A 23,457-nucleotide genomic window follows, 5' to 3' on the forward strand; every position below is an offset into this window, starting at 1 on the left:
CAAGGTAAAAGTTAAAGACAGATAAATTAGGAGAATGATTATGGATGAACAGCGTTACCGTTTGGAGAAGAAGGCAGGGTATTTTAAATGGATGCTGGACGAATATGTGGGAAATGTTTATGTCTGTGATATGGAGACATATGAACTTTTATACATGAATCAAAATGCCTGCGAAACGCTGGGAACTCCGATGAAAAAACTGATCGGCCGAAAATGTTATGAAGTGATCCAGGGAAGAACATCCCCGTGCCCTTTTTGTACGAATGATCGCATAACAGAAGATGAATTTTATGAGTGGGAATTTTTTAATCCCGTGTTAGACCATAAGTTTATGATCAAAAACCGGGTTATCGACTGGGAGGGACACCGGGCGAGACTTGAACTCTCACACGATAATGACAGCCTGGAATATAAGCTTGCGAAAAAAAACCGGGAGCGGTCAGCGATTCTGAGGACAATTCCGGGAGGTTTTGCCCGTTTGGATGCCCGTGATATGAGGACTGTACTGTGGTATGGCGGCGATTTTCTTCGGCTTATCGGTTATACAGAAGATCAGTTCGTAAATGAACTGGACTCTCAGTGTACTTATGTACATCCCGACGATCTGGAACGGGCGATCAGCGTCATGCTGGACTCAAAAGTGACCGGTGAGGATACGACTCTGGAAACACGTATCATAACCCGCGACAACAAGGTCAGAATACTGACGATGACCTTCAGCTATGTCAGCAGCGAAGAAAGCTGGGATGGCATAGAATCTTTTTACAGTGTCGGCATTGATATTACAAGAGATCGAAAGGAGCAGGCGAGACAGCAAAAAGCACTGGAAGATGCCTGTCAGGCGGCACAGGTTGCAAGTGCCGCCAAATCCAATTTTCTTTCTTCAATGTCACATGATATCCGCACCCCCATGAACGCCATAATGGGAATGGCGGCTATTGCCCGGGCGAACCTGAATTCGCCGGATAAAGTCCATGACTGCCTGAATAAAATAGGCACTTCGAGTAAACATTTGCTCAGTCTGATCAATGAAGTTCTGGATATGTCCAGGATTGAGAGCGGAAAGATAGATCTGGCTTTGGCGCAGGTTAATCTGCCCGGTATACTGCAGAGTGTTATGGATATGTGCGGACCGCTGATCAATGAAAAGCGTCAGCACTTTCAGGTCAGTATCGGACAGGTACGGCACGAAGAGGTAATTGCAGACGGAGACCGGCTGTGTCAGATTTTGGTGAATCTTCTTTCAAACGCCATTAAATATACAGAGGAGGAAGGGTCAATCATACTGAGAATCAACGAACAGTATTCCCAGGTTCACGGAAAAAGCCAATATGAGTTCACCTGTATTGACAGTGGGATAGGAATGTCAGCGGAATACATTTCCCATATCTTTGAACCTTTTTCTCGGGCTGAAGATCCCCGGATAAGCAAACTTCAGGGCACAGGTCTTGGAATGACGATAACAGAAAACGTTGTCCGTATGATGAATGGCACGATTCAGGTGGAGAGTGAGCTGGGAAAAGGCAGCAAATTTACGGTATCTGTACCAATGGAATGGTGCGAACAGGAGGAATCATGCAGCGATGAATTGCTGGGACAGCCGGTACTTGTCGTTGATGATGACCAGATAACATGTGAAAATGCGGCTGCACTTCTAAATGAATTGGGTATGCGCGGATACTGGGTCATGTCTGGGAGAGAAGCTATCCGTTGTATAACAGAGGCTCACGACCGGAAAGATGATTTCTTTGCTGTTATTCTGGACTGGATCATGCCGGAAATGAATGGTCTGGAGACGGTCAGGGTGATCCGTGGAAAACTGGGTGACGATGTCCCGATTATAATTATATCAGCCTACGACTACTCTGATATTGAAGAGGAGTTTATAAGTGCGGGTGCAGATGCATTTATCACAAAACCTCTTTTCAAGTCAAGAATGCTGCAGGTACTGCAGTTATTCATCTCCTCCGGGGAGTCCGGCACAGCCCATACAACAGATGAGAAAAGGAATCCGGTGTTTTCCGGAAAGAGAATACTGCTGGCGGAGGATAATGAGGTCAACCGTGAAATTGTTATTGAATTACTCCGGGTACATAATATTGATGTAGATGCAGCAGAAAACGGACAGGAGGCACTGGAAATGTTCGAGGCTTCAGAACCGGGAACTTATCATGCCATTCTAATGGATATCCAGATGCCTGTTTTAAATGGCTACGATACAACGGCAGGAATAAGATCTTTAAAGAGGGGGGATGCGCAGAGTATCCCCATTATAGCATTGACGGCGGATGCATTCGCCGCTGATATCGCCCGCTCGCGAAAAGCCGGAATGAATGACCATATCGCAAAACCTGTAGACGTGAACTACCTGCTGGAAACTCTGGAGGAGTGGATGTGCTGATATTTACATATGGATTTCAGGTGGAAATACAGGTATAATAAAGGAAAGAAACGCAGTTTATCCGGAGAGGAGTATGTATGACAACCAGGGTAGCAGTCATGGGGATCATTGTTGAGAAAACGGAATCAGCGGGGAAGCTCAATACACTGCTTCACGAATACGGGGACTATATTATCGGGAGAATGGGTATTCCCTACAGAAAGCGTGGAATCAATATTATTTCAGTATGTCTTGAGGCCCCTCAGAATACGATTTCAGCGCTTGCCGGGAAAATAGGAAATATTGAAGGGATCAGTGTAAAGACTTCATATTCCAATGTTGCCTATGAAGAGTAAGACGGTAATGGTTCTGGCACAACGACTGGCAGAACAGGGACGTTTGACGCAGGAAGAATACGCGCATCTTATCCGGTTACGAACAGATGAATCATCGATGTATCTTGCCGGAAAAGCCGATCATATCCGGCGGGAGATTTACGGCAGAGATGTCTATATCCGCGGGCTTATCGAGATCAGTAATATTTGCCGCAATGACTGCTATTACTGTGGGATACGGCGGTCCAATACAGGGTGTGAAAGATACCGCCTGACGAAACAGCAGATTCTCGGCTGCTGCCGCGAAGGATACGATCTTGGGTTCCGGACTTTTGTCATGCAGGGGGGAGAGGGCTCGTATTCGGCGGGAGAGATCGCTGATATTGTCGGGGCTGTCAAAGAAACATACCCTGACTGCGCTGTCACACTGTCGCTGGGTGAATATACACGCGGAGAATATAAGATCATGCGCAGTGCCGGAGCAGACAGATACCTGCTCCGCCATGAAACAGCGGACAGGGAACATTACAGGAAACTGCACCCATTCGGCATGTCTTATGAAAACAGGATGCGGTGCCTTTATGACCTTAGAGAACTTGGGTACCAGGTTGGATGTGGCTTTATGGTTGGTTCGCCTTATCAGACGGCGGAGAGCCTTGCAGAAGATCTGAAATTTATCGAAGAATTTTCGCCGGATATGTGCGGGATCGGACCGTTTATTCCGCAGAGAGACACGCCGTTTTGGGATATGCCTGCCGGGAGCGGAGAGATGACGATCTTTCTGTTGTCTGTTATCCGTCTGATAAAGCCGAATATTCTGCTGCCGGCAACGACTGCACTCGGTACGGTCATGCATAATGGCAGAGAACAGGGCATACATGCAGGTGCCAATGTCATCATGCCGAATTTATCCCCGCTGTCTGAAAGAAAAAAATATTCTCTGTATGACAATAAAATCTGCACAGGCGAGGAGTCGGCGCAGAGCATCCGAATACTGAAAGAACACATGAGATCCATCGGTTATCAAATTGTCACTGCAAGGGGCGATATCAAAAAACCATAGAATATTCTGACGGAAAGTATATTCTGACCGCAAGAAAGGAAAACAATCAAATGACAATCTATAATCCCAAATCACTGAAAGCGGAGGAATTTATCCATGACGGTGAAATCCTTGAAACCATCAGATATGCAGAAGCAAACAGGAATAATATCCCACTGATCGACAGCATCCTTGAAAAAGCATATCCCAGGATGACAGAAGAAGGAGTGCACTGTGCCGGACTTACGCATCGCGAGGCGTCGGTGCTGCTGGCCTGCGACATTCCGGAAAAAATCGAAGAGATGTATCGGCTTGCAGAGCAGATCAAGCAGGCGTTTTACGGGAACCGTATCGTGATGTTTGCGCCGCTCTATCTCTCGAACTATTGCGTCAACGGGTGTGTGTATTGTCCTTATCACCTCAAAAACAAACATATCACAAGAGTCAAGCTGTCCCAGGACGACATTCGGCGTGAAGTCACAGCACTTCAGGACATGGGGCATAAGCGTCTGGCCATTGAGGCGGGGGAAGACCCGGTAAATAATCCCATAGAGTATATTCTGCAATGTATTGATACGATTTATTCCATTCACCATAAGAATGGTGCCATTCGCCGCGTCAATGTCAATATTGCCGCGACGACTGTTGAAAATTACCGCAGACTGAAAGATGCCGGAATCGGTACTTACATATTATTTCAGGAGACATACCATAAAGAGAGCTATCTTGAACTGCATCCGACTGGTCCAAAACATGATTACGCCTATCATACGGAGGCGATGGACCGAGCGATGGAAGGCGGAATCGATGATGTAGGACTCGGCGTGCTGTTTGGCCTTGAAAAGTATAAGTATGAATTTGCCGGTCTTCTGATGCATGCAGAGCACCTGGAAGCTGTTCACGGTGTAGGTCCCCATACGATCAGTGTGCCGAGAGTCAAACATGCAGATGACATCGATCCTGAGGTATTTGACAACAGTCTGAGTGATGAGATGTTTGAAAAAATCATTGCCTGTATCAGAATCGCTGTTCCGTATACGGGAATGATTATCTCTACCAGGGAAAGCCAGGAGGTCCGCACAAGAGTACTTCGCCTCGGCATTTCTCAGATCAGCGGAGCATCACGGACTTCAGTAGGCGGTTATACAGAGGAAGAACGTCCGCATGATTCGGAGCAGTTTGACGTATCTGATCAGCGCACGCTTGATGAGGTCGTACAGTGGCTGATGCAGCTCGGCTGCATCCCATCGTTCTGCACAGCCTGCTATCGGGAAGGGAGAACCGGGGACCGCTTCATGAGCCTTTGTAAGAACGGACAGATCCTCAATTGCTGTCATCCGAACGCATTGATGACACTTGCGGAATACCTTGTCGACTACGCAGACGATGATACGAAAAAAATGGGATTTGCCCTGATTGAAAAGGAACTGGAGAAGATTCCAAAGGAAAAAGTCAGGACCGTCACCAAACAGCATATAAAGGATATTACGGAGTCAAACCGCCGTGATTTCCGTTTTTGACAGGAAGGGGGCCGACATATGGGATTGAATGATCAGGTATCTGCCGAACGGGTTCATATAGGATTTTTTGGGATTCGAAATGCCGGAAAATCGAGTGTCGTCAATGCAGTAACCGGACAAAAACTCTCACTTGTATCAGACGTAAAGGGAACCACCACAGATCCCGTGAAAAAAGCAATGGAAATCCTGCCGGTCGGCCCGGTTGTGATCATCGATACACCGGGCATTGATGACGATGGAAAACTGGGCGAAATGAGGGTCAAACGTGCACTGCAGGCGCTGAATCAGACGGATATTGCCGTACTTGTCGTTGACGGAAAAGTCGGAAAGCAGGAGGCAGACCGTGAGTTGATCGCGCTGTTTGAGTCAAAGAAGATTCCTTATATTATTGTTTATAACAAATCAGACCTTTGCAAAGAGCTGCCGTCCCCCGGGAAAAATGAACTATATGTAAGCGCTGTGAGGGGAGAGAATATCCATGAGCTGAAGGAAATGATTGCGCGTTTTGCTGTGAGAGAAGAAGAGAACAGGTATATTGTGGCCGATCTCCTCTCAGCGGGTGATTTGGTTGTTCTCGTAGTTCCGATAGATTCTGCTGCGCCGAAAGGACGTCTGATCCTGCCGCAGCAGCAGACAATACGTGAGATTCTTGATGCAGGTGCAACTGCTGTTGTCACACGTGAAAAGGAATTCTCACAGACACTCACGGCCCTGTTCAAGAAGCCCAGGCTTGTTATCACAGATTCACAGGTGTTTGAGCAGGTAAGGCACGATACCCCTGACGACATCCTGCTGACTTCATTTTCCATCCTCTTTGCACGGTATAAGGGGAACCTGAAAGAGGCCGTGTGCGGGGCGGCTGTGCTGGACAGGCTGCAGGATGGGGATACGGTGCTCATCTCGGAAGGGTGCACACACCATCGCCAATGTGATGATATCGGAACAGTAAAGCTGCCGCAATGGATCAGAGCGTATACTGGAAAGAAAATCGGGTTCGACTTCACCTCGGGCGGTGAGTTTCCCGAGGATCTGTCAGAATATGCACTGGTGATTCACTGCGGCGGCTGTATGCTGAGTGAGAAGGAGATGAGATACCGGGTACGTTACAGCATTGATCACGGCGTGCCTGTCACAAATTATGGGATTGCGATCGCGCAGATGCATGGAATCCTGCAGCGATCAATCGCGCCGTTTCCCACGGAACCTGATATTCAATGAATTCCTTTATTCGCAAGTTCTTTTATCTGACGGTGATACTGTCTCATATACAGGATAAATGAGATTATGATTGCAAGGATGCATGCAATGATCAGAAAATAGACAAAGTAAACTGGAATATCGTGGAACAGGAGTAAAACAAACATGGTAGCGTCCAGTATCGCCGTGCATATTTTTCCATGCATCTTTGCACCCTCTGTCCGAACTCCCTGTTTGAGCAGATACAATCCCAGAATGCCCATGACAGCTTCCTTGATCAGAAAGACTGCCAGTAAAACGGCAACAGCTGGATAACGGAATGTAAAACTCAGCGCCAGTGCTCCCTGCGTGATCTTGTCCGCAATTGGATCCAGTATCTTTCCAAAATCTGTAATCATATTAAAGTGTCTTGCAATCTTCCCATCCAGAAAATCCGAGAGAAAAGAGAGAAAAATGATCAATACGGCCAGATAATAATCCCGTTCACTGGATGCATTGATGTAGACGTACAGATAAATGGGAAGAAGGATAATGCGAAAATAACCAAGCAGATTGGGAATCGATAAATACTCTTTGGTAAAATTCTTTTTCATGGTAAACTTATTCCTCCTCACTAAGGGTATACTTTAAAAAGTGATAGATTTTAGAACACGCATCCGGATGACTGTGCTTCGACTGACAATGAAGCATATGAGAAATCCGGTCTGGTTGTTTTAATAATTGCAGGCCTGCCACGATCTGTTTTCTCCGGGTAGCAGCGCTGATGCTCATGCCATGTGAAAGAAAGAATTTTCTGTTTACTGTTTCACACCCGGGGATCGGTTTGGTATGCACAACAGGGATTTTTGAAACTGCTGCTTCAGTAGAAGTCAGTCCGCCTGGTTTGGTAAATACGATGTCGCAGGCCTTTGTCAGAAGATGCATCTGTGTAGTAAAACCAATGATTCTGATATTGGAACTGGTTTTAAATTCCGCTTCCATCTTTTTCTGCATCTTCCGGTCCCTGCCTGTGACCACTATGATTTTTTCATTGGTACACAGTGATGCCAGCATCTTTGTGAATTTCGGAAGATTGCCCGCTCCCATACTCCCGCCTTCCAGCAGTATATAGGTGACATCCGGTTCCAGGCCAAGCTTACGACGAGCGGTCTGTTTAGAATCATGACTGGCGAACCTCCTGGAGACCGGGATACCAAAAGGAAGCAACTTTTCCGGGGGAAGCCCGCGTCTGCAGATGGATTGTTTCAAACTGGCATCCGGAATGACATAATAGTCGCAGGAAGTCTCTTCCCAGAATGGAATACAGGTGTAATCCGTCATCAGAGCAATTGTGACGGGCAAATTCACTCCGTGGTTTTTCATATGGGTGATCGTTTCAGCAGGATAAAGATGCGGCATTACGATCGCATCAACGGGATGTTCTTTTAGATACGCTGTCAGATATTTTGACATTTTGCCATTCAGATAATAAACCGGCGATTTAGGTACAAGCCTGCTGATCAACATTCCAAGCTGATAAAGGATACCAAACAGCAAGGGAACCTTTTTAACAATCTGAATATAAGAATTTCCTACAATATGAGAGACTTTTTTTCCGGCAAGGCAGAGGTAGTCCAATACAACCGCCTCGTCTCCATGAGACCTGATTTCCTCTGCGACAGCATCTGCTGCAGAATTGTGTCCACCGCCGGTATTGCAGGACAGAATTAATACTTTCATATATCAATCCTCGTATTATGATAAAAAAATGGAACACAGTGTTTATAAATTACTGTAGTGGCGAGCATTATACATCCCCAAATGACAGAACGCTGTTTCTCGAACAAAACACAGGTGAGAAGAAATCCGAGAAAAGCATAAATACTTCTTTTGGCATGTGGTGTTAAGCGGATCACCAGTGAAAAAAAGAGATAAAAGCCTGCAAGAGCCACCAGTGGAAATGCTTTTGGCAAAAGTCCAAGGAGTACACCGAATGAAACAGCGATGGCTTTTCCGCCGTCTCCATGATTAAAAACAGAAAAAGCATGGCCGAAAACCGGTGCTGCCATAACGAAGGCAAACAACAGGAATCCGCTTCCTAATAAGTTTCTGCAGGCAGTTACCGGCAGATACCCCTTTAGCAGATCGGCAAGCAGGGTGAGGATACCACACAAAGCCCCGCCGTACCTGAATGCATTGAAAGTTCCGGGATTTCCATCGTCAGATACTGCTGTAAGATCAATTCCTTTCAGAAATCTGGAAAACACGTTACCAAACAGGATGCTTCCGGAAAGATAGCCCAGTACTGTAAAAAGAAAATATCCGGGAATGATGTTTTTCATGTTATTTTCCTCCGCGGTACATGAATGATAAAGTTATCATTGACACACCATATCTCTTATGCTATAAACATGTTACAAATGTAACACCCTTTCGAAAAATAGTCAATACGGAAACAGTCGGACGGAGGAAAATGACAGTTTAATGAAAAATGTACTTGAAATTTTAAAAAAAGACAGAAATATACAAAAGCTGTCAAATGAAGAAGCAAATAAGCTCACCAGAGAATGCCTTCAGACGGCACTCGTGTATCTGATGAGTGAGAAACCATTTGAAAAGATTACAATTACAGAACTCGTAAAACGATCCGGCGTATCAAGACAGTCTTTTTATAGAAATTATCATTCAAAAGAAGAAACTCTGGCAGACATGTGCCAGAATGTGATGCAGTCAATAGCGGAATCAATTCAGGAGAGCAGATATGCTGATGACACATACCAGTGGTATTATGACCTGTTTTCACAAATTAAAGAAAATGAGAATACCATCCGACTGCTGTTCGCGGCAAATATGAATCAGAATGGATTTGAAAACATCGTCCTGCTGTTTCACAGAGTTTACCAGGCATCATCAACAGAACAGTACTATCAGATGCTCGCGTATGAAGGAGCAGTCGATACGGTAATCTATAACTGGTTTGCCGGAGGAATGAAAGAAAGTGTTGAGTACATGGCAGGGCTCTGTGAACAGATACTGGAAAACATATGGAAATTGCCCAAAATGTCATAAAAAATCAGTCATTTTCTAACCTTACTTTAACCGTCCTTCTTGTATAATGAACTCACAGTTACACGAAAACACCAGATTTAAATCAATATTCAAGGAGGAATATCAATATGATGAAAAACAAAATTGCAGGTGGGTTGATCACGTTGGCATCCATAACAGCATTTACCGCATTTACCGCGTTTGCAGCGGAACCTTCGGCATCAGCTGCCAAACCGGATTCTGCTGTTATTGAAGATTCAGAACTGAAAGACACTGAGTTTACAGAGAGCACGTACACATACAGTACGGAAGACGGGGCTGAAAATGATTTTGCGCTGGATGAAGATGTTGAACTCAAAACAGATGAAAATGGTGATCAGTATCTGAGCATGGAAGGCGGAGAGAAAGTCTATTTCAGTACAGCTGAAGCCGCAGAGTAACGGTCACAGAATTTAAAGAAAAGGGTGTGAAATTCGATGAGGCTTTTAATTGTTGAGGATGAGGAGGATATGTGCGAGACTCTGTGTTACGGTCTGCGAAAGTGCGGATATGCCGTAGATTCGGCAGGAGATGGCACAGAGGCTGTGGAACTGTGTGAAATTAATGATTATGACCTGGTGGTACTTGACCTTAACCTCCCCGGCCTTGACGGTATGAAAGTATTGGAGCACATCCGTTTGATGCAAAAGTCATTCCGCGTCCTGATCCTGTCTGCAAGATCTGATATAACGGATAAGATTGCCGGGCTGGATTCAGGAGCGAATGACTATCTCACCAAACCATTCCATTTTGGAGAGCTAAAAGCCCGCATTCGTGCGCTGCTACGACGCTCCTTTGTTCAGACGGAAGCTGCCCTTAACAGGGGCGGCCTTTGTCTGGACAGCATTGCAAAGACTGTCAGTTTTGAGGGGAAACAACTGGAGTTGTCCATGCGGGAATTTGCCATATTAGAATACCTGATGTTAAACATGGGCAGACCGGTCAGCGCGGAAGAACTGATGGAACACGTGTGGGACAGTGAAGCCGATCCTTTTTCCAACCAGATCAAAGTCTATATCAGTACCATCCGGCGTAAACTTTCATCATATACAGACGGCAATATGATCAGGAGCATCCGGGGAGCCGGTTATATCATCGATAAGGAGGAAGAAACATGCTGAAAAAATTGTCTCTCCGTGTACGGCTGACGCTTCTGTCTGCGCTTGTCACAGCCGGTATGGCAGTAGCACTGACAGTTGTGTTTCTAGTCAGTGCAGACCTTATATTTGTGCAGCAGCTGCCTAAGGATCTCATAGATGTTTCACAGACGGATGCTGATGCACACAATACTTTCACGGTAAAAGAGCGGAGAGCTTCCGTAACAGATGAGAAACCGGGTGATGCAGAGAACCAGACCGGTACCAGCTACAGCGTTGAAGTCAGCCTGAGCAGGGCCAGTCAGCAGTTTAATCTGTGGGGGATACTGGGACTTGTCCTGGTGATTGTTTTAGGAACCGGTACCGCCTGGCTGATGGCTGGACGCGCCCTCAAACCGGTACAGGACTTGTCTTCTGCGATCAGGGAAGTCAGCGGTGGCGATCTTTCTTTGCGCGTAGATACGGATGGCAGACAAGATGAAATCGGACAGCTCTCACATTCTTTTAATGAGATGATGGATAAGGTCACAGAATCTTTTGAACGGCAAAAGCGTTTCTCTGCCAATGCGGCACATGAACTTCGTACTCCGCTGACCACAATCCAGGTAGGGCTGGAGGTACTTGAACTGGAGGAGCAGCCTTCCAGGCCTCAGATGGAAAAAGTGCTGGCAGTGACCAGAACAAATACAAGCCGGATGATCTGCCTTGTAGAAGACTTATTCCATTTGTCAGCTGACGAAAGCTACGTACTGGATGAAGAAGTATCCATCGATGATCTGTTTGGTGAAATCATAACAGAGCTGTCACATCTGATTGAAGACAAGCGCCTGATGATTACTTCTAAAATCTCATATGGTATGAAACTTAAAGGGAGCAGTACCATGCTCTACCGTGCTATGTTTAATCTGGTAGAAAATGCTGTGAAATACAGCCGTAATGGCGGAACGATTTCCATTGCCTCCTGGGAGGAGGAGGATACAGTTGTCATTCATATCGCTGACAACGGGATTGGTATCGCTGAAGACGATTTAAAACATATATTTGAACCGTTTTACCGTGTCGACCGTTCCCGTTCCCGAGCAACAGGAGGATCGGGTCTGGGACTTCCTCTGGTAAAGGACATTATCTTAAGGCATGAGGGCAGCATCGAGGTGGAGAGTATACTGGATAAGGGGACCTCTGTAACCCTGCAGTTTAATAAATAATCCAAAAGGATTCCTGTGAAGGGATCCTTTTGGATTTTGTCTAAGAAACGCATTTACTTAACGGGGAATAAATGCTATACTTTAGTTAGCTGAAACTAACAAATAAAAATGAAATGTTTATGAGTCCGAGTATCCATAAGCAGTCTGGAGGGGATATGTTTCTTGCAGTCAACCATATTAAAAAATCGTTTGGTCTGGGTGACAGTCTTGTGGAGGTGCTAAAAGGAATTGACCTGGAACTGGAACGGGGGGAATTTTGTGTCCTGCTGGGACCATCCGGATCAGGCAAATCAACGCTTTTAAATATCATCGGAGGGATTGACAGTGCCGATGAAGGGGATATCTGTATCGACGGGGAACGTATGGCAGATATGAAAGAAAAGCAGCTGACACGCTACCGGCGTAAACACCTGGGATATATTTTTCAGATGTACAATCTGATTCCCAATCTGACGATTCGGGAAAATATAGAAGTGGGAGCCTATCTTGGAGAACAGCCGCTGGATGTCGATGAGCTGCTTCATACGCTGGGACTGTATGAACACCAGAGAAAGCTTCCCAATCAGCTTTCCGGGGGACAGCAGCAGCGGACGGCAATCGGCAGGGCAATTGTGAAGAATCCTGATATTCTGCTGTGTGATGAGCCGACAGGAGCGCTGGATTACCATACCTCAAAAGAGATTCTCAGGCTGATCGAGGCGGTTAACCAAAGATACGGCAATACCGTTATTATGGTCACTCACAACGATGCAATTAAAAACATGGCAGACCGGGTCGTACAGCTCAGAGACGGCATGATCCGCAGGAATTACCGAAACGAAAACAGAATCTCTGCAAAAGATCTGGATTGGTAAGGGGGCTGCAGAGGATGAAAAATCCATTGACAAAACGTCTTCCCCGTGAACTGAGAGGGGAATTCGGAAAATATCTGGTCATATTTCTGCTGATACTGGGATCCATTGGATTCGTGTCCGGCTTTCTGGTGGCAGACGGCAGCATGCTTATTGCATACGAGGAGAGTTTTGAAAAATACAATATCGAGGACGGTAATTTTCGGCTGGAAAAGGAAGCAAACCGTGCACAGAAAAAGACGATTCAGGCATCCGGGGTCACCCTCTATGAGAACTTTTACACGGAGGAGGCGTTGACAAACGGCAGTACTCTCCGCATTTTTAAGAACCGTGAACAGGTAAACAGGATATGCCTGATGGAAGGAAAAATGCCGGCTGCAGACGATGAGATTGCGATTGACCGTATGTATGCGGACAACAACCACATCGTGGTGGGTGATACCATCACCGGCGAAAAACGTTCGTGGAAGGTGACAGGACTGGCTGCTCTTTCCGATTACAGCTGCCTGTTTTCGGATAATAACGATACGATGTTTGACTCTGTGAAATTTGGGGTTGGTGTCGTTGCTCAGCAGGGGTTCACCGAATTTAAGAAGGAGGAACTCTTTTACAGCTATTCCTGGAAATATCTGAATGAACCTGCAGATGAAATACACGAGAAGGAAATGTCTGAAGATCTGATGAAAGTGGTGAGCCGCGAAACAAAGCTGAAGGATTTTGTCCCGCGTTACCTCAATCAGGCGATTCAGTTTACCGGAGATGATATGGGGAGCGACAAGGCAATGATGCTGGCACTCCTGTACATCGTCATTGCGATCATGGCGTTTGTGTTCGGCATAACCGTAAGCAACACGATCAGCCGGGAGGCGAATGTGATCGGCACTCTGCGTGCCTCCGGTTACACGAAGAGTGAACTGCTCCGCCATTACATGGCGATGCCCATTCTTGTAACGGTTATCGGCGCCGTCGTCGGAAATCTGCTGGGATATACGGTATTTAAGGGAATCTGTGTGAACATGTATTATGGCAGCTACAGCCTGCCGTCCTATGTGACGAAATGGAACGGTGAGGCATTCCTGCTGACGACGGCGGTTCCCCTGGTTTTAATGGCCATTGTGAATATGATCGTTTTAGGCCGGAAACTAACACTGTCACCACTCAAGTTTCTTCGCCGGGACCTGAGCCGGAAGAAACAAAAACGGGCGGTCCCTTTGAGTTTTAAGATCCCGTTCTTCTCACGCTTCCGCCTGAGAGTTGTATTCCAGAACATGAGTAACTACGCGGTGCTGTTTGTCGGCATTCTTTTTGCCAATCTGCTTTTGATGTTCGGACTGATCTTTCCGTCTGTACTGGATCATTATCAGGAGGAGATTAAAGATAATCTGCTCAGCAATTACCAGTATCTGCTGCAGGTTCCCCTGAGCGCCGGGGATGATGATCACAAGCTGGAAAATCTGATGTCCCTGATGTATTTTCAGTACCTGACAGAGACAGAGAACGAAGATGCAGAGAAGTTCAGTGTCTATTCCCTGAATACACTGGGAGAACAGTACAAAAGTGAAGAGATCCTTCTCTATGGACTGACTTCCGGGAGTCAGTATATCCCGCTGGAATTCAAAGGATCCGGAGTCTATATTTCTTCTGCGTATTCCGATAAATACGGTGTGAAACAGGGTGACGTCATTCGCCTGAAAGAGGCGTACGAGGATACGGTATATGAATTTCAGGTGGCAGGAATCTATGATTATCAGGGCGGACTGGCGGTATTTATGGACCAGAAGCTTTTAAACCGTACATTTGAACTGGGTGACGAATATTTTGGTGGTTATTTTTCCGATACAGAGATCACGGATATCGATGATCAATATATCGCTTCCGTGATCGATCTGGAAAGTCTGACGAAGATATCGAGGCAGCTGGATGTATCCATGGGCAGCATGATGACTCTGGTTGATGCGTTTGCTGTGATCATGTTTATGATACTGATCTATCTGCTGTCAAAGATCATCATCGAAAAGAACGCCCAGTCCATTTCCATGGCAAAGATCCTTGGATATACAAACGGCGAAATCAGCCGCCTGTATATCGTATCCACATCCATCGTAGTGGTAATGTTTCTCCTGATCAGCCTTCCGATCGAATACTGGATCATGGTATTCATGTTTCGGGCGATTATGATGAGCAGCATCAGCGGGTGGATTCCGTTTTATGTGGATTCTGTGATCTATATTAAGATGCTGGCTCTGGGAACTGTGACTTACGGAGCAGTTGCTGCGCTGGAATACAGGAGGGTCAGAAAAGTTCCTATGGATGAAGCACTGAAAAATGTGGAATAGAAGGGTGACAGCATATGCAGGAGGAATAGCAGTGAGAGAGATTCGGAAGAAACGTTTTTTGAATACCGCATTGAGTCTGGCTACAGTTCTGATCCTGTGCCTGACAGCTTGCGGCAGGAGTGAACAGGCCCGGAAAAAGGATACGGAAGTAATCAAAGTGCAGGAAGCAGATGACGAAAGGCAGCAAAAAGGAGTTACAAACGTTCAGACGGAGGGAGGGGAGGAAGATAAGTCCGAGACAGTCTATACGAAAGCCAGTGCAGATGGAACAGCGCTGGAGACCACGGTACAGACCCTGCTGAAGAACAGAGGCGGTGACAGAACAATCAAAGACTTTTCCAATCTCACGGATATCAAAAATACGGAAGGCGATGAAGAATTTACGCTGGAGCCGGACGGTACACTTTATTGGACCAATCGTGGGCAGGATATTCAATACGAGGGAAAGAGCGGCAAAGAGCTCCCGGTAACTGTAAGCATCAGTTATTTTCTGAATGGAAAGAAGATGGAACCCCGGGAACTTGCCGGTATGAGTGGGAATCTTCGCATTCGGTTTGACTACGAGAATCATACGTCCAGAGAGGTGGAGATAAACGGCAGAGAGATGAAGACACAGGTACCATTTACGGTCATCAGTGCATTACTTCTCCCGGAAGACATGGCATCTGATGTCCAGGTGAAAAATGGTAAGGTGGTCTCCATTGGAGAGCAGATGATGGTGATCGGTTATGCCTGCCCCGGCCTGTCCAAGAGTCTGAAACTGGCAGACTATGAACTGACCGAGGAGATATCCCTGCCGGAATATGTTGAAATCACTGCAGCGGTCACGGATTTCAAACTGGATTTTACAGCGTCCATTGTGTCAACGGGATTGTTTGACGAGGCAGAGGAAAGCGATCTGGACGACCTGGAAAGTGTGTCGGAAGATATGACGGAACTTGGAAAGGCTTCCGGCGAACTCGTGGATGGTGCCGCGGAACTTTTCGAGGGCATACATACCTACCGGTCTTATCTGGAGCAATATATGGATGGAGTCAGTGCTCTTACGGAAGGGACAAAGATGCTGGAGCAAAGTCTTGCGCTGGCTGATGAAAAAAAAGGTGATCTGGCATCAGGAGCTTCGGCAATCCAGCAGGGACTGGAAAACCTGAACGAAGCCCTTGAGCAGGTGAAACTGACAGACAATACGGGATGGGACATGAAAGAGATCGAGAGCACACTGACATCTCTGGTATCAGATGCCGGTAAACTGGGTGAGGCACTGTCCGCCATGCAGACGGGGTTCACTCAGATACAAACTTTTGTACAGCAGGCTGCGGCGTACCGGGAATCGGTTCAAAGCGCGGTAGATGATGCATTGAATGATCTGAATCAGGCAGACCTGGACGCGCTGGAAAAGCAGGCATCAGACTTGGCAAAAAGCCAGGCAGGTGAGGCAGCCGGTCAGGCAGTGGATGAGGCTTTGGCATCTCTGAATCTGCCGGACGCTGATAAATCACAGATCAGAGAAACCGTGAAGTCAAGGGTTCAAAATGCAGTCGACCTCAGAGGGACCGCCACCGGGATGCAGAAACATCTGGACGCTGTCCGGGCAAAACTGACAGGAATACCACCGTTGGAAATACCGGATCTTACCATCGATGCCAGTGCAGTCACGGAAGTAGTACTTGATATGCAGAAACAGATGGAAATACTGGGAACTTTCGGGAAAGCAATGTCAGGTATGGCGGAAAGTATGTCTGCTATGGCCGACAATCTGGATACTATGAAAGACGGAACCAGACAACTCTTGGAAGGCAGCACCCTGCTTACCGATGGGCTGCGCGCATTTAACGAAGGAATCGGACAGATCTATGCCGGGGCCGGCGAGCTTGGCAGCGCTGCCGGCCAGCTGTCATCCTCCGGTGCAGTCATGAACGGGGGATTTGGCGCCCTTGCTGACGGTATGAGAGCTTTAAAGGAGGGACTGGAGACGTTTGATGAGGAGGGCATTGCGCAGTTAAAAGAGCTTGCAGGAGATGATCTGAAGGAGCTTTCTGAACGGCTGAAAGCAGTGAAACAGGCAGATAGCACGTATGATAACTTCGGCGGAATCCTGGACGGTCAGAGGGGGAGTGTAAGATTTATGATAGAGACAGAAGGGATCGGAACCTGATTTCCAGATTCCAGTCCCTCAGGCACTGATTATGCTCTGCCGACTACATCTGCATACTGAGGTGTCCCCAGGCCGTAGCCGCCTGCTACCTCCAGGATGTGACCGGTGATATAGGAGGATTCCTCACTGGCAAAAAACAGAGCGGCATTTGCCATATCTTCCGGTTTGCCCATGCGGTTCAATGGAACATGTGACAAAAAGGATGCGACAAAAGAATCCGGCATGGAATTCATAGCCGCATCTGTGGCCGTAAGGCCGGGAAGAACTGCATTGCAGCGGATATTCTCCCGTGCATACTGGAGCGCGATCTGCTGCGTGATATTATTGACGGCGGCTTTGGATACGCCGTAACCAATTCTTGTCACATCAGGGATAGAACCGCCGATGGAAGAAATATTGATAATACTTCCCTGGTGGTTTTTTATCATGTGCGGGATCGCCAGCTTTGAGATGCGGTATACACTTCCCAGATTCAGATGCAGCAGGTCAAAGAATGCTTTTTCTGAGCTGCGGATGAGATCCAGATCCTCAGAGGGTCTGCCGACGCCAAAATTATTGACGAGAATATCCAGCCTTCCCGCCTGTGTCATCACATCATCTATCATGGAAGCATAGCTTTCTTCCTGCATTGCCTCAAAAAATACGGGTATCATCTCGAAGCCCTGATCTTTATATTCATCACAGATTTTCTGCGTGTCTTCCATTCTTCGGACTCCCATATATACCTTTGCGCCTTCTTCTGCCAGCCTTAACGCACAGGCAAGACCGATTCCCTTTGAAGCTGAGGTCACGAGGGCAACTTTATTCTGCAGTCTTTTCATATTCTACCACCTTTTATTTATGAATTTATCTTTAGTCTTATCGGATGTACTAAAATTATACATCTTTAATTCTGCATAAACCTGACATGACCGCAGATACTAGAACATAAAAATCGGAAGGTGGAATTATGGCAGAAAAAAGATTACATTATGCATGGTATGTTTTGCTGGGGATCATATTGATCCGGGGATTCGCAGGAGGCGGCATCAATATGACTTCCGGACTCTTTTTACTGCCGGTATCACAGGATATCGGAGTCGGCATCGGAAGCCTCTCGCTTTATTTGAGTATCTCATCCGTGGTACTGGTGCTATTTTTGCCTTTTGCGGGAAAACTGATCAATCAATATGATATTCGCGTGATGGCATTGGCGGGAGCTGCGCTCCAGTCTCTTTCCTTTGCCGCATGCGGACTTATGAACAATATATATGGCTGGTATCTTCTTGCAGTACCTCAGGCCATGGGGGCGGCAATTGTGGTAAATCTTCTCGGACCAATCCTGATCAACCGGTGGTTTTCCAGAAATGTAGGACTGATGCTGGGCATCCAGATGGCATGTGTCAGTCTGTTTGGCGCCATTCTTCAGCCGGTCACATCTTTTGTTATTGCAGGACGTGGATGGAGAACTGCATATTTTATGGTGGGAGGCATTACATTTATCGTCATTATCCTGTCCGCCATCATACTGCTGCGCAATTCACCAAAAGACCTCGGGATGAAGCCATACGGAGACGAAGAAAAGCGTGAACAGGAGAAAGGAGCCCGGGGGCCCCGGCTGGAAATAGATGAAAAAACTGCGCTGCATTCGATTTCGTTCTATCTGCTGCTGGTGTTTATGATCGCAATTACCGGTGTCGGTGTATTTGTTCAGCACATCCCCACGTATGGTCTTATGCTTGGCTACTCCACCCAGGCCACGGGGATGGCACTGGCCTTTGCCTCGATCGGAAGCTCCATCGGTTCCGTTGCCATCGGTATGATCAGCGACCGCATAGGGAGTCTGAAGACCTGCTTTTTAGTGATCGCAATCGGGCTGATCGCAGCAATGGGATTTCTGTTCAGCTCACAGAGCTTTCTGATCTTTGGTATATCGACATTTATGCATGGACTGGTGAGTGCGGGTGTTATGGTTCTGGCACCCATATTGACACTGACTTTCTACGGGCAGAAAGATTACGAAAAGATATATGCCAAGGTATCCATGGGCGCTCCCCTGGCGTCCATACTGCTGGTTCCGGCCTATGGATTTATCTATGACATCATGAACAACTACCGGCCGGTTCTGTTCTGGATCATTTTCTTACTCCTGATCTCTGCATGCTGTATAGCGGCAGGGTGGAAAAACCGTTGTACGATCGAAGGCTGTCCCACATGGAGGCGCAGAAAATAGCCGCCTGCTGCTTCAGCTAGGCGGCCCCTGTACGTTTCTGCCCTTTGTTTTGGGAGACTGATTCGTATTCCTTTAATTTCTGTCTTGCTTCATGATTCAGATTTTTAGGAACCTGTATCTGAACAGTGACGTACTGGTCCCCATAGACATTTGGCTGTTTCATAGAGACAATACCCTTCCCGCGAAGTCTGATCTTTGTCCCTGACTGGGTACCCTCCTGTATCTTACACATAACATCTCCATAGAGTGTCGGTACCCGGACTTCGCCTCCGAATACGGCGGTTGTGAATGGGATCGCTGTCGTTGTATAGACATCCATTCCCTTTCTCTCATAGCCGTTTTTTTCTCCAACTGTCACCAGCAGCAATAAATCCCCGTCTCCTCCGCCGTTAGTCCCGGGCATCCCCTTTCCGCGCAGACGAATACTTTTGCCTGTCTCGATACCTGCCGGAACGTGAATCTTCAGGGATCTGACGGAACCGTTCGGTTCCTGCAGACGGATCACTTTATCGCACCCAAATGCGGCTTCATCAAAACTGATGAATACATCTGAGTGCAGGTCAGCGCCTTTTCTGCGGAAATCAAAATCACTGCCTCTGTAACCGCGATACTTGAAATTTTCGGAAGAACCGCCGTGAAACCTGCTGCCGAACAGACCGCTCAAGATATCATCCATCGTACCGTCCTCAAAATGATATTCCTGATAACTGCCACCCGGACTGTCATATGCACTGGAATCCGGTGCACTGCCATCAAATGCTGCGTGTCCAAACTGGTCATACAGCTTTTTGCTGTCCGGATCACTCAGGATGGTATACGCTTCCGTCACATCTTTAAACATCTGTTCCGCCCGGGCATTCCCCGCATTCGTATCCGGATGGTATTTCTTTGCAAGTTTTCGATAGGCTTTTTTTATTGCAGCCGCATCTGCATCTCTGTTAATGCCCAGAGTTTCATAATAGTCTTTCTTTGTCAATATCATCACCTTCTGACTTTGTTTTTTTGTTGTTCTATATGTAATATAACACACAATTTTAAAATGGTCAATAACAGCAGAAAAAATAAGGAGCATTCACTGAAATTTCACAGGAAAACATTTGCCAGAAAGTAAGCACAGGTGCTATATTCACATTAGAGGAGAATGAACGATGAACAGGTTTAAAAAATTGTGGCAGACAGCACTGCTGTGTGCCTGTGTGGTTGTGATAGCAGTTTCAAAAAACACCACCTCTCATTCACAGCCCGAAAGAGAGGCTTCAGAGAACGAAAGACAGAGAGAGGAAACAGTGAAGCCGTCTGAGGAAGGAGAACGTACTGATGATATGCCAGAAGAAACCACAGAAGAAACTACAGAAGAGCGCATTGCCCGGCTAAGAAACATACTCCCAGGCGTAGCGTCACTTGATATACAGCCAATCCTTCAGAATCCGGAACTTCCCACCGGGTGTGAAAGCGTGTCCCTTACCATGGCACTGGAATTCCTTGGATTTGAATTAGAAAAAACGACAATAGCAGATCAATACCTGATCAGGAGCACAACAAACTTCGCAGAGGGTTATGTGGGAGATCCCTATTCAGACCATGGTGCCGGCATCTTCCCACCAGGTCTGACAGAAACTGCAAATGGTTTCCTGAAAGTTCATGATTCAGGGATGAGCGCCTATGATATTACAGGTGTGGAGTTTGAAGAACTGTATTCTTACATTGCAGCAGGGTATCCGGTGCTGATATGGTCAACCATGTATTACGATGAGCCACAATTTGCAGGTGCTTTTTCAACGGCTGGCGACAGGACTTATGAGTGGTACAATAATGAACATTGCATCGTACTGGGTGGATACGACCTGACTCAGAATACGGCTATACTGTTTGACCCGCTGCGTGATACTCAGGTTATGGAGATTCCGGATATGAAGTACCTGTATGATGCAGTGGGAAAGTATGCTGTTGTCATATATTAGGGGATTGTTTGTTTTAAGGCTTTTGGAGCACAGGTTGCTGCAGAAGCCTTTTTGCATGTGCAGCCTGCCCCCAGTTTTGAAGTTTTTCCGCCCAGTTTTGCGAAGGTTCTGGAATGACTGAAACTGTTCTGATAGAATAATATTTCAGAAAGGCAGGAAGAAGGCAACGTATGCGGCTTATTGCCAGTTTTCTGATTCAAGTAAGGAGTAAATGATGGAGATCAAGGGAAATAATGAGGCATACATAGAGACAATATATAAATTGGAGCAGGAAAACTCCAGACTTAAGCATCTTGCAGAAATAGACTGGCTTACAGGACTTTACAACAGGGGAACCATAGAACAGAACATTAACAGTTATCTGAAAAGCGGGCAGCCAGGTACAATGTTTGTTTTTGACCTGGATTACTTTAAACAGGTGAATGACCGTTACGGGCACATTATAGGAGATTGCCTGCTGCAAAAAATAGGTGATGTACTGAAAAAGATGTATCCGAGGGATAGTCTGATAGGCAGGACAGGCGGGGATGAATTTGTTGTATTCCTTTTTGGAAACCATTCGGAGAAAACAGCAGAAAATATCTGCACGCAGCTGAGTGAACGTTTCAGAACGATCTATTTAAAAAATAAGCTTGTGGTGAAACTGTCTATGACTATAGCATGGGCAAAAAGCGCAGATAGAATCAGCTACAAAGAAATATTTGATTTCGCAGATCAGAAGATCGTAGAAAAAAAGCAAAGCAGAAATGCGAAAAACACAAGAAGATATGAGGAGTGTATAATGGAGCTTGAAGGCATTCAGCTGGATATGAACCTGATAGCGGCGGAGATGGGTGAACGTAAAATGACCGAAGGTGCATATTGCCAGGGGTATGAGACATTTAAGGGGATTTATCAGCTGGAGCTGCGCCGAATGAGAAGAATACAGAGAGATGTATATCTTATATTGTTTACGCTGCTGGATAAAAATAATAGTTTTCTCGCTTTAGAAGAACGCGATAAAGAGATGGGAGTCCTGGGGATAGGAATCCAGAAAAACCTCAGGGTAGGAGATGTATTCACACAGTACAGCAGCAATCAGTATCTTGTTATGGTTACAGATGCCAATGCAGCTAATGTGGAAATGATATCAGGCCGTATCCGCAGCGCATATTATGAAAGCCATGAAGGTCCGGTAGACCATCTGATGCTGTACAGCAGTTATCCGCTGAATCCAAAAGAAAAATAACCGGTGTGATCCCTATGTCAGACTGATGAGAGGATGGTCTTGTAAGCCATCCTTTTTGATGCGTGAAAATGTGTTTGTTTGGCTTATCCGGAAATGATATAATAAAAACCGGTAAGAGAGTCAGGAATGAAATAAGCAGCATGAGGTATACACATGAAAAACCAGATATTTTACATAGCAGTCTGTGACGATGAGCAGGCAGACAGGGATGAAACTGCACAGATGACAGGAGCCGTGTGTGATGAGAAAGAGATTCCTTCAGAAATTTTATGTTTTGAGAGTGCGAAAGAGCTCATGAAAGAAATTCGTAGAGGAAAGAAATTTGACCTTCTGATACTTGATGTGATGATGCCGGAACAGGACGGAATGGAGTTGGCGCGTTGCCTCCGCGGTGAAAAGCGGGAAACAGCAATTGTATTTATATCCAGCAACCGGGATATGGCTCTGCAGGGGTATGAAGTGTCAGCTGCCCGTTATCTGGCAAAACCGCTTAAAAGAGACCGTCTAAAGGAAGCGGTCGTATTTTGCTATGGACAAAAGCGGAGAAATGAGGAATTACTGATTCCGGTAAATGGGATCATGAAAAGAATTTCTGCAAAAGAAATCTATTATATTGAGATTAATGGCAGAAAAAGCCGGATCGTACAGGAAGACAATGAGTGGAATACGTCCCTGTCCATTGACGAGCTGGAAAAGATGTTATCCGGATTGGAATTCATAAGATGCCACAAAAGTTTTCTTGTAAACTGCTGCCATGTCCATGCATTTGGCACTTCTTCGATGGAACTTGCAGACGGCAGGCAGATTCCTGTCAGTAAGCACCGCATCAAAGAAGTGCGGAAAGAGTTTTTTGCCTATATGAACCAATAAAG

The 23,457-nt window shown here is 46.3% G+C and carries 21 protein-coding genes; 16 read left to right on the plus strand and 5 right to left on the minus strand.

Annotated elements, in window-relative coordinates; all coding sequences use genetic code 11:
• Positions 1–40: 40 nt before the first annotated feature.
• The 5 genes from MCG98_RS11830 to hydF all read left to right on the plus strand — a co-directional run bounded on the left by MCG98_RS11830 (position 41) and on the right by hydF (position 6,495).
• Positions 41–2,401, plus strand: a complete 2,361-nt coding sequence (locus MCG98_RS11830) for a PAS domain-containing hybrid sensor histidine kinase/response regulator (RefSeq protein WP_240302169.1) — start codon at positions 41–43, stop codon at positions 2,399–2,401.
• Between the two features lie 77 nt (positions 2,402–2,478).
• Positions 2,479–2,736 (plus strand): TM1266 family iron-only hydrogenase system putative regulator, encoded by a 258-nt coding sequence (locus MCG98_RS11835; protein WP_240302170.1) that lies wholly within the window; start codon positions 2,479–2,481, stop codon positions 2,734–2,736.
• Between the two features lie 7 nt (positions 2,737–2,743).
• On the plus strand, positions 2,744–3,778 hold the full coding sequence (gene hydE, locus MCG98_RS11840) for a [FeFe] hydrogenase H-cluster radical SAM maturase HydE (protein ID WP_345891653.1): 1,035 nt from the start codon (positions 2,744–2,746) through the stop codon (positions 3,776–3,778).
• 50 nt (positions 3,779–3,828) lie between these two features.
• A complete protein-coding gene (gene hydG, locus MCG98_RS11845; protein ID WP_240302172.1) occupies positions 3,829–5,277 on the plus strand; it encodes a [FeFe] hydrogenase H-cluster radical SAM maturase HydG in 1,449 nt (482 codons plus the stop codon).
• Between the two features lie 18 nt (positions 5,278–5,295).
• Positions 5,296–6,495, plus strand: a complete 1,200-nt coding sequence (gene hydF / locus MCG98_RS11850) for a [FeFe] hydrogenase H-cluster maturation GTPase HydF (RefSeq protein WP_240302173.1) — start codon at positions 5,296–5,298, stop codon at positions 6,493–6,495.
• On the opposite strand, the gene MCG98_RS11855 is transcribed toward hydF, so the two are convergent.
• The 3 genes from MCG98_RS11855 to MCG98_RS11865 are packed head-to-tail and all read right to left on the minus strand — an operon-like array spanning position 6,489 to position 8,795.
• Complete coding sequence (locus tag MCG98_RS11855; RefSeq protein WP_240302174.1) at positions 6,489–7,067, minus strand: CDP-alcohol phosphatidyltransferase family protein; 579 nt, start codon at positions 7,065–7,067, stop codon at positions 6,489–6,491. The genes hydF and MCG98_RS11855 overlap by 7 nt on opposite strands.
• 7 nt (positions 7,068–7,074) lie before the next feature.
• On the minus strand, positions 7,075–8,193 hold the full coding sequence (locus tag MCG98_RS11860) for a glycosyltransferase (RefSeq protein ID WP_240302175.1): 1,119 nt from the start codon (positions 8,191–8,193) through the stop codon (positions 7,075–7,077).
• Complete coding sequence (locus tag MCG98_RS11865; protein ID WP_240302176.1) at positions 8,190–8,795, minus strand: glycerol-3-phosphate acyltransferase; 606 nt, start codon at positions 8,793–8,795, stop codon at positions 8,190–8,192. The genes MCG98_RS11860 and MCG98_RS11865 overlap by 4 nt, the downstream gene beginning before the upstream one ends.
• Positions 8,796–8,937: 142 nt before the next feature.
• On the opposite strand from MCG98_RS11865, the gene MCG98_RS11870 reads away from it, so the two are divergent.
• The 7 genes from MCG98_RS11870 (at position 8,938) to MCG98_RS11900 (ending at position 17,184) form a co-directional block, all read left to right on the plus strand.
• Positions 8,938–9,522 (plus strand): TetR/AcrR family transcriptional regulator, encoded by a 585-nt coding sequence (locus MCG98_RS11870; RefSeq protein WP_240302177.1) that lies wholly within the window; start codon positions 8,938–8,940, stop codon positions 9,520–9,522.
• A 107-nt stretch (positions 9,523–9,629) separates the two neighbouring features.
• Entirely contained in the window at positions 9,630–9,941 is a 312-nt protein-coding gene (locus MCG98_RS11875) for a hypothetical protein (RefSeq protein WP_240302178.1), read from the plus strand.
• A gap of 36 nt (positions 9,942–9,977) precedes the next feature.
• The gene (locus tag MCG98_RS11880) at positions 9,978–10,661 is read left to right on the plus strand and encodes a response regulator transcription factor (RefSeq protein ID WP_240302179.1); all 684 of its coding nucleotides are present in this window, start codon (positions 9,978–9,980) and stop codon (positions 10,659–10,661) included.
• The gene (locus MCG98_RS11885) at positions 10,655–11,842 is read left to right on the plus strand and encodes a HAMP domain-containing sensor histidine kinase (RefSeq protein WP_240302180.1); all 1,188 of its coding nucleotides are present in this window, start codon (positions 10,655–10,657) and stop codon (positions 11,840–11,842) included. The genes MCG98_RS11880 and MCG98_RS11885 overlap by 7 nt, the downstream gene beginning before the upstream one ends.
• A 155-nt stretch (positions 11,843–11,997) precedes the next feature.
• On the plus strand, positions 11,998–12,696 hold the full coding sequence (locus MCG98_RS11890; protein ID WP_240302181.1) for an ABC transporter ATP-binding protein: 699 nt from the start codon (positions 11,998–12,000) through the stop codon (positions 12,694–12,696).
• A gap of 14 nt (positions 12,697–12,710) precedes the next feature.
• Positions 12,711–15,029: an ABC transporter permease gene (locus MCG98_RS11895; RefSeq protein WP_240302182.1), complete on the plus strand. Its 2,319-nt coding sequence runs from the start codon at positions 12,711–12,713 to the stop codon at positions 15,027–15,029.
• A 31-nt stretch (positions 15,030–15,060) separates the two neighbouring features.
• A complete protein-coding gene (locus MCG98_RS11900; RefSeq protein ID WP_240302183.1) occupies positions 15,061–17,184 on the plus strand; it encodes a hypothetical protein in 2,124 nt (707 codons plus the stop codon).
• A 29-nt stretch (positions 17,185–17,213) separates the two neighbouring features.
• Here the strand turns inward: MCG98_RS11900 and MCG98_RS11905 are convergent, their stop codons facing one another.
• Entirely contained in the window at positions 17,214–18,005 is a 792-nt protein-coding gene (locus MCG98_RS11905) for an SDR family oxidoreductase (RefSeq protein ID WP_240302184.1), read from the minus strand.
• Positions 18,006–18,133: 128 nt separating this feature from the next.
• Here MCG98_RS11905 and MCG98_RS11910 point away from each other — a divergent pair, with 128 nt between their 5' ends.
• Positions 18,134–19,396 (plus strand): MFS transporter, encoded by a 1,263-nt coding sequence (locus MCG98_RS11910; RefSeq protein ID WP_240302185.1) that lies wholly within the window; start codon positions 18,134–18,136, stop codon positions 19,394–19,396.
• 16 nt (positions 19,397–19,412) lie between these two features.
• On the opposite strand, the gene MCG98_RS11915 is transcribed toward MCG98_RS11910, so the two are convergent.
• A complete protein-coding gene (locus tag MCG98_RS11915) occupies positions 19,413–20,378 on the minus strand; it encodes a DnaJ C-terminal domain-containing protein (RefSeq protein WP_275891331.1) in 966 nt (321 codons plus the stop codon).
• A gap of 166 nt (positions 20,379–20,544) precedes the next feature.
• On the opposite strand from MCG98_RS11915, the gene MCG98_RS11920 reads away from it, so the two are divergent.
• The 3 genes from MCG98_RS11920 to MCG98_RS11930 all read left to right on the plus strand — a co-directional run bounded on the left by MCG98_RS11920 (position 20,545) and on the right by MCG98_RS11930 (position 23,455).
• Positions 20,545–21,357, plus strand: a complete 813-nt coding sequence (locus MCG98_RS11920) for a C39 family peptidase (protein WP_240302186.1) — start codon at positions 20,545–20,547, stop codon at positions 21,355–21,357.
• 211 nt (positions 21,358–21,568) lie between these two features.
• A complete protein-coding gene (locus tag MCG98_RS11925) occupies positions 21,569–22,585 on the plus strand; it encodes a GGDEF domain-containing protein (RefSeq protein ID WP_240302187.1) in 1,017 nt (338 codons plus the stop codon).
• A gap of 153 nt (positions 22,586–22,738) precedes the next feature.
• On the plus strand, positions 22,739–23,455 hold the full coding sequence (locus MCG98_RS11930; protein ID WP_240302188.1) for a LytTR family DNA-binding domain-containing protein: 717 nt from the start codon (positions 22,739–22,741) through the stop codon (positions 23,453–23,455).
• The last annotated feature ends 2 nt before the right edge of the window (positions 23,456–23,457 follow it).

This window comes from Ruminococcus sp. OA3 (genome assembly GCF_022440845.1).
GTDB lineage: Bacteria > Bacillota > Clostridia > Lachnospirales > Lachnospiraceae > Ruminococcus_G.

Coding starts and splice junctions, on each gene's coding strand:
- MCG98_RS11830 (WP_240302169.1), top strand. CDS start 41: ATGGATGAACAGCGTTACCGTTTGGAGAAGAAGGCAGGGTATTTTAAA.
- MCG98_RS11835 (WP_240302170.1), top strand. CDS start 2,479: ATGACAACCAGGGTAGCAGTCATGGGGATCATTGTTGAGAAAACGGAA.
- hydE (WP_345891653.1), top strand. CDS start 2,744: ATGGTTCTGGCACAACGACTGGCAGAACAGGGACGTTTGACGCAGGAA.
- hydG (WP_240302172.1), top strand. CDS start 3,829: ATGACAATCTATAATCCCAAATCACTGAAAGCGGAGGAATTTATCCAT.
- hydF (WP_240302173.1), top strand. CDS start 5,296: ATGGGATTGAATGATCAGGTATCTGCCGAACGGGTTCATATAGGATTT.
- MCG98_RS11855 (WP_240302174.1), bottom strand. CDS start 7,067: ATGAAAAAGAATTTTACCAAAGAGTATTTATCGATTCCCAATCTGCTT.
- MCG98_RS11860 (WP_240302175.1), bottom strand. CDS start 8,193: ATGAAAGTATTAATTCTGTCCTGCAATACCGGCGGTGGACACAATTCT.
- MCG98_RS11865 (WP_240302176.1), bottom strand. CDS start 8,795: ATGAAAAACATCATTCCCGGATATTTTCTTTTTACAGTACTGGGCTAT.
- MCG98_RS11870 (WP_240302177.1), top strand. CDS start 8,938: ATGAAAAATGTACTTGAAATTTTAAAAAAAGACAGAAATATACAAAAG.
- MCG98_RS11875 (WP_240302178.1), top strand. CDS start 9,630: ATGATGAAAAACAAAATTGCAGGTGGGTTGATCACGTTGGCATCCATA.
- MCG98_RS11880 (WP_240302179.1), top strand. CDS start 9,978: ATGAGGCTTTTAATTGTTGAGGATGAGGAGGATATGTGCGAGACTCTG.
- MCG98_RS11885 (WP_240302180.1), top strand. CDS start 10,655: ATGCTGAAAAAATTGTCTCTCCGTGTACGGCTGACGCTTCTGTCTGCG.
- MCG98_RS11890 (WP_240302181.1), top strand. CDS start 11,998: ATGTTTCTTGCAGTCAACCATATTAAAAAATCGTTTGGTCTGGGTGAC.
- MCG98_RS11895 (WP_240302182.1), top strand. CDS start 12,711: ATGAAAAATCCATTGACAAAACGTCTTCCCCGTGAACTGAGAGGGGAA.
- MCG98_RS11905 (WP_240302184.1), bottom strand. CDS start 18,005: ATGAAAAGACTGCAGAATAAAGTTGCCCTCGTGACCTCAGCTTCAAAG.
- MCG98_RS11910 (WP_240302185.1), top strand. CDS start 18,134: ATGGCAGAAAAAAGATTACATTATGCATGGTATGTTTTGCTGGGGATC.
- MCG98_RS11915 (WP_275891331.1), bottom strand. CDS start 20,378: ATGATATTGACAAAGAAAGACTATTATGAAACTCTGGGCATTAACAGA.
- MCG98_RS11920 (WP_240302186.1), top strand. CDS start 20,545: ATGAACAGGTTTAAAAAATTGTGGCAGACAGCACTGCTGTGTGCCTGT.
- MCG98_RS11925 (WP_240302187.1), top strand. CDS start 21,569: ATGATGGAGATCAAGGGAAATAATGAGGCATACATAGAGACAATATAT.
- MCG98_RS11930 (WP_240302188.1), top strand. CDS start 22,739: ATGAAAAACCAGATATTTTACATAGCAGTCTGTGACGATGAGCAGGCA.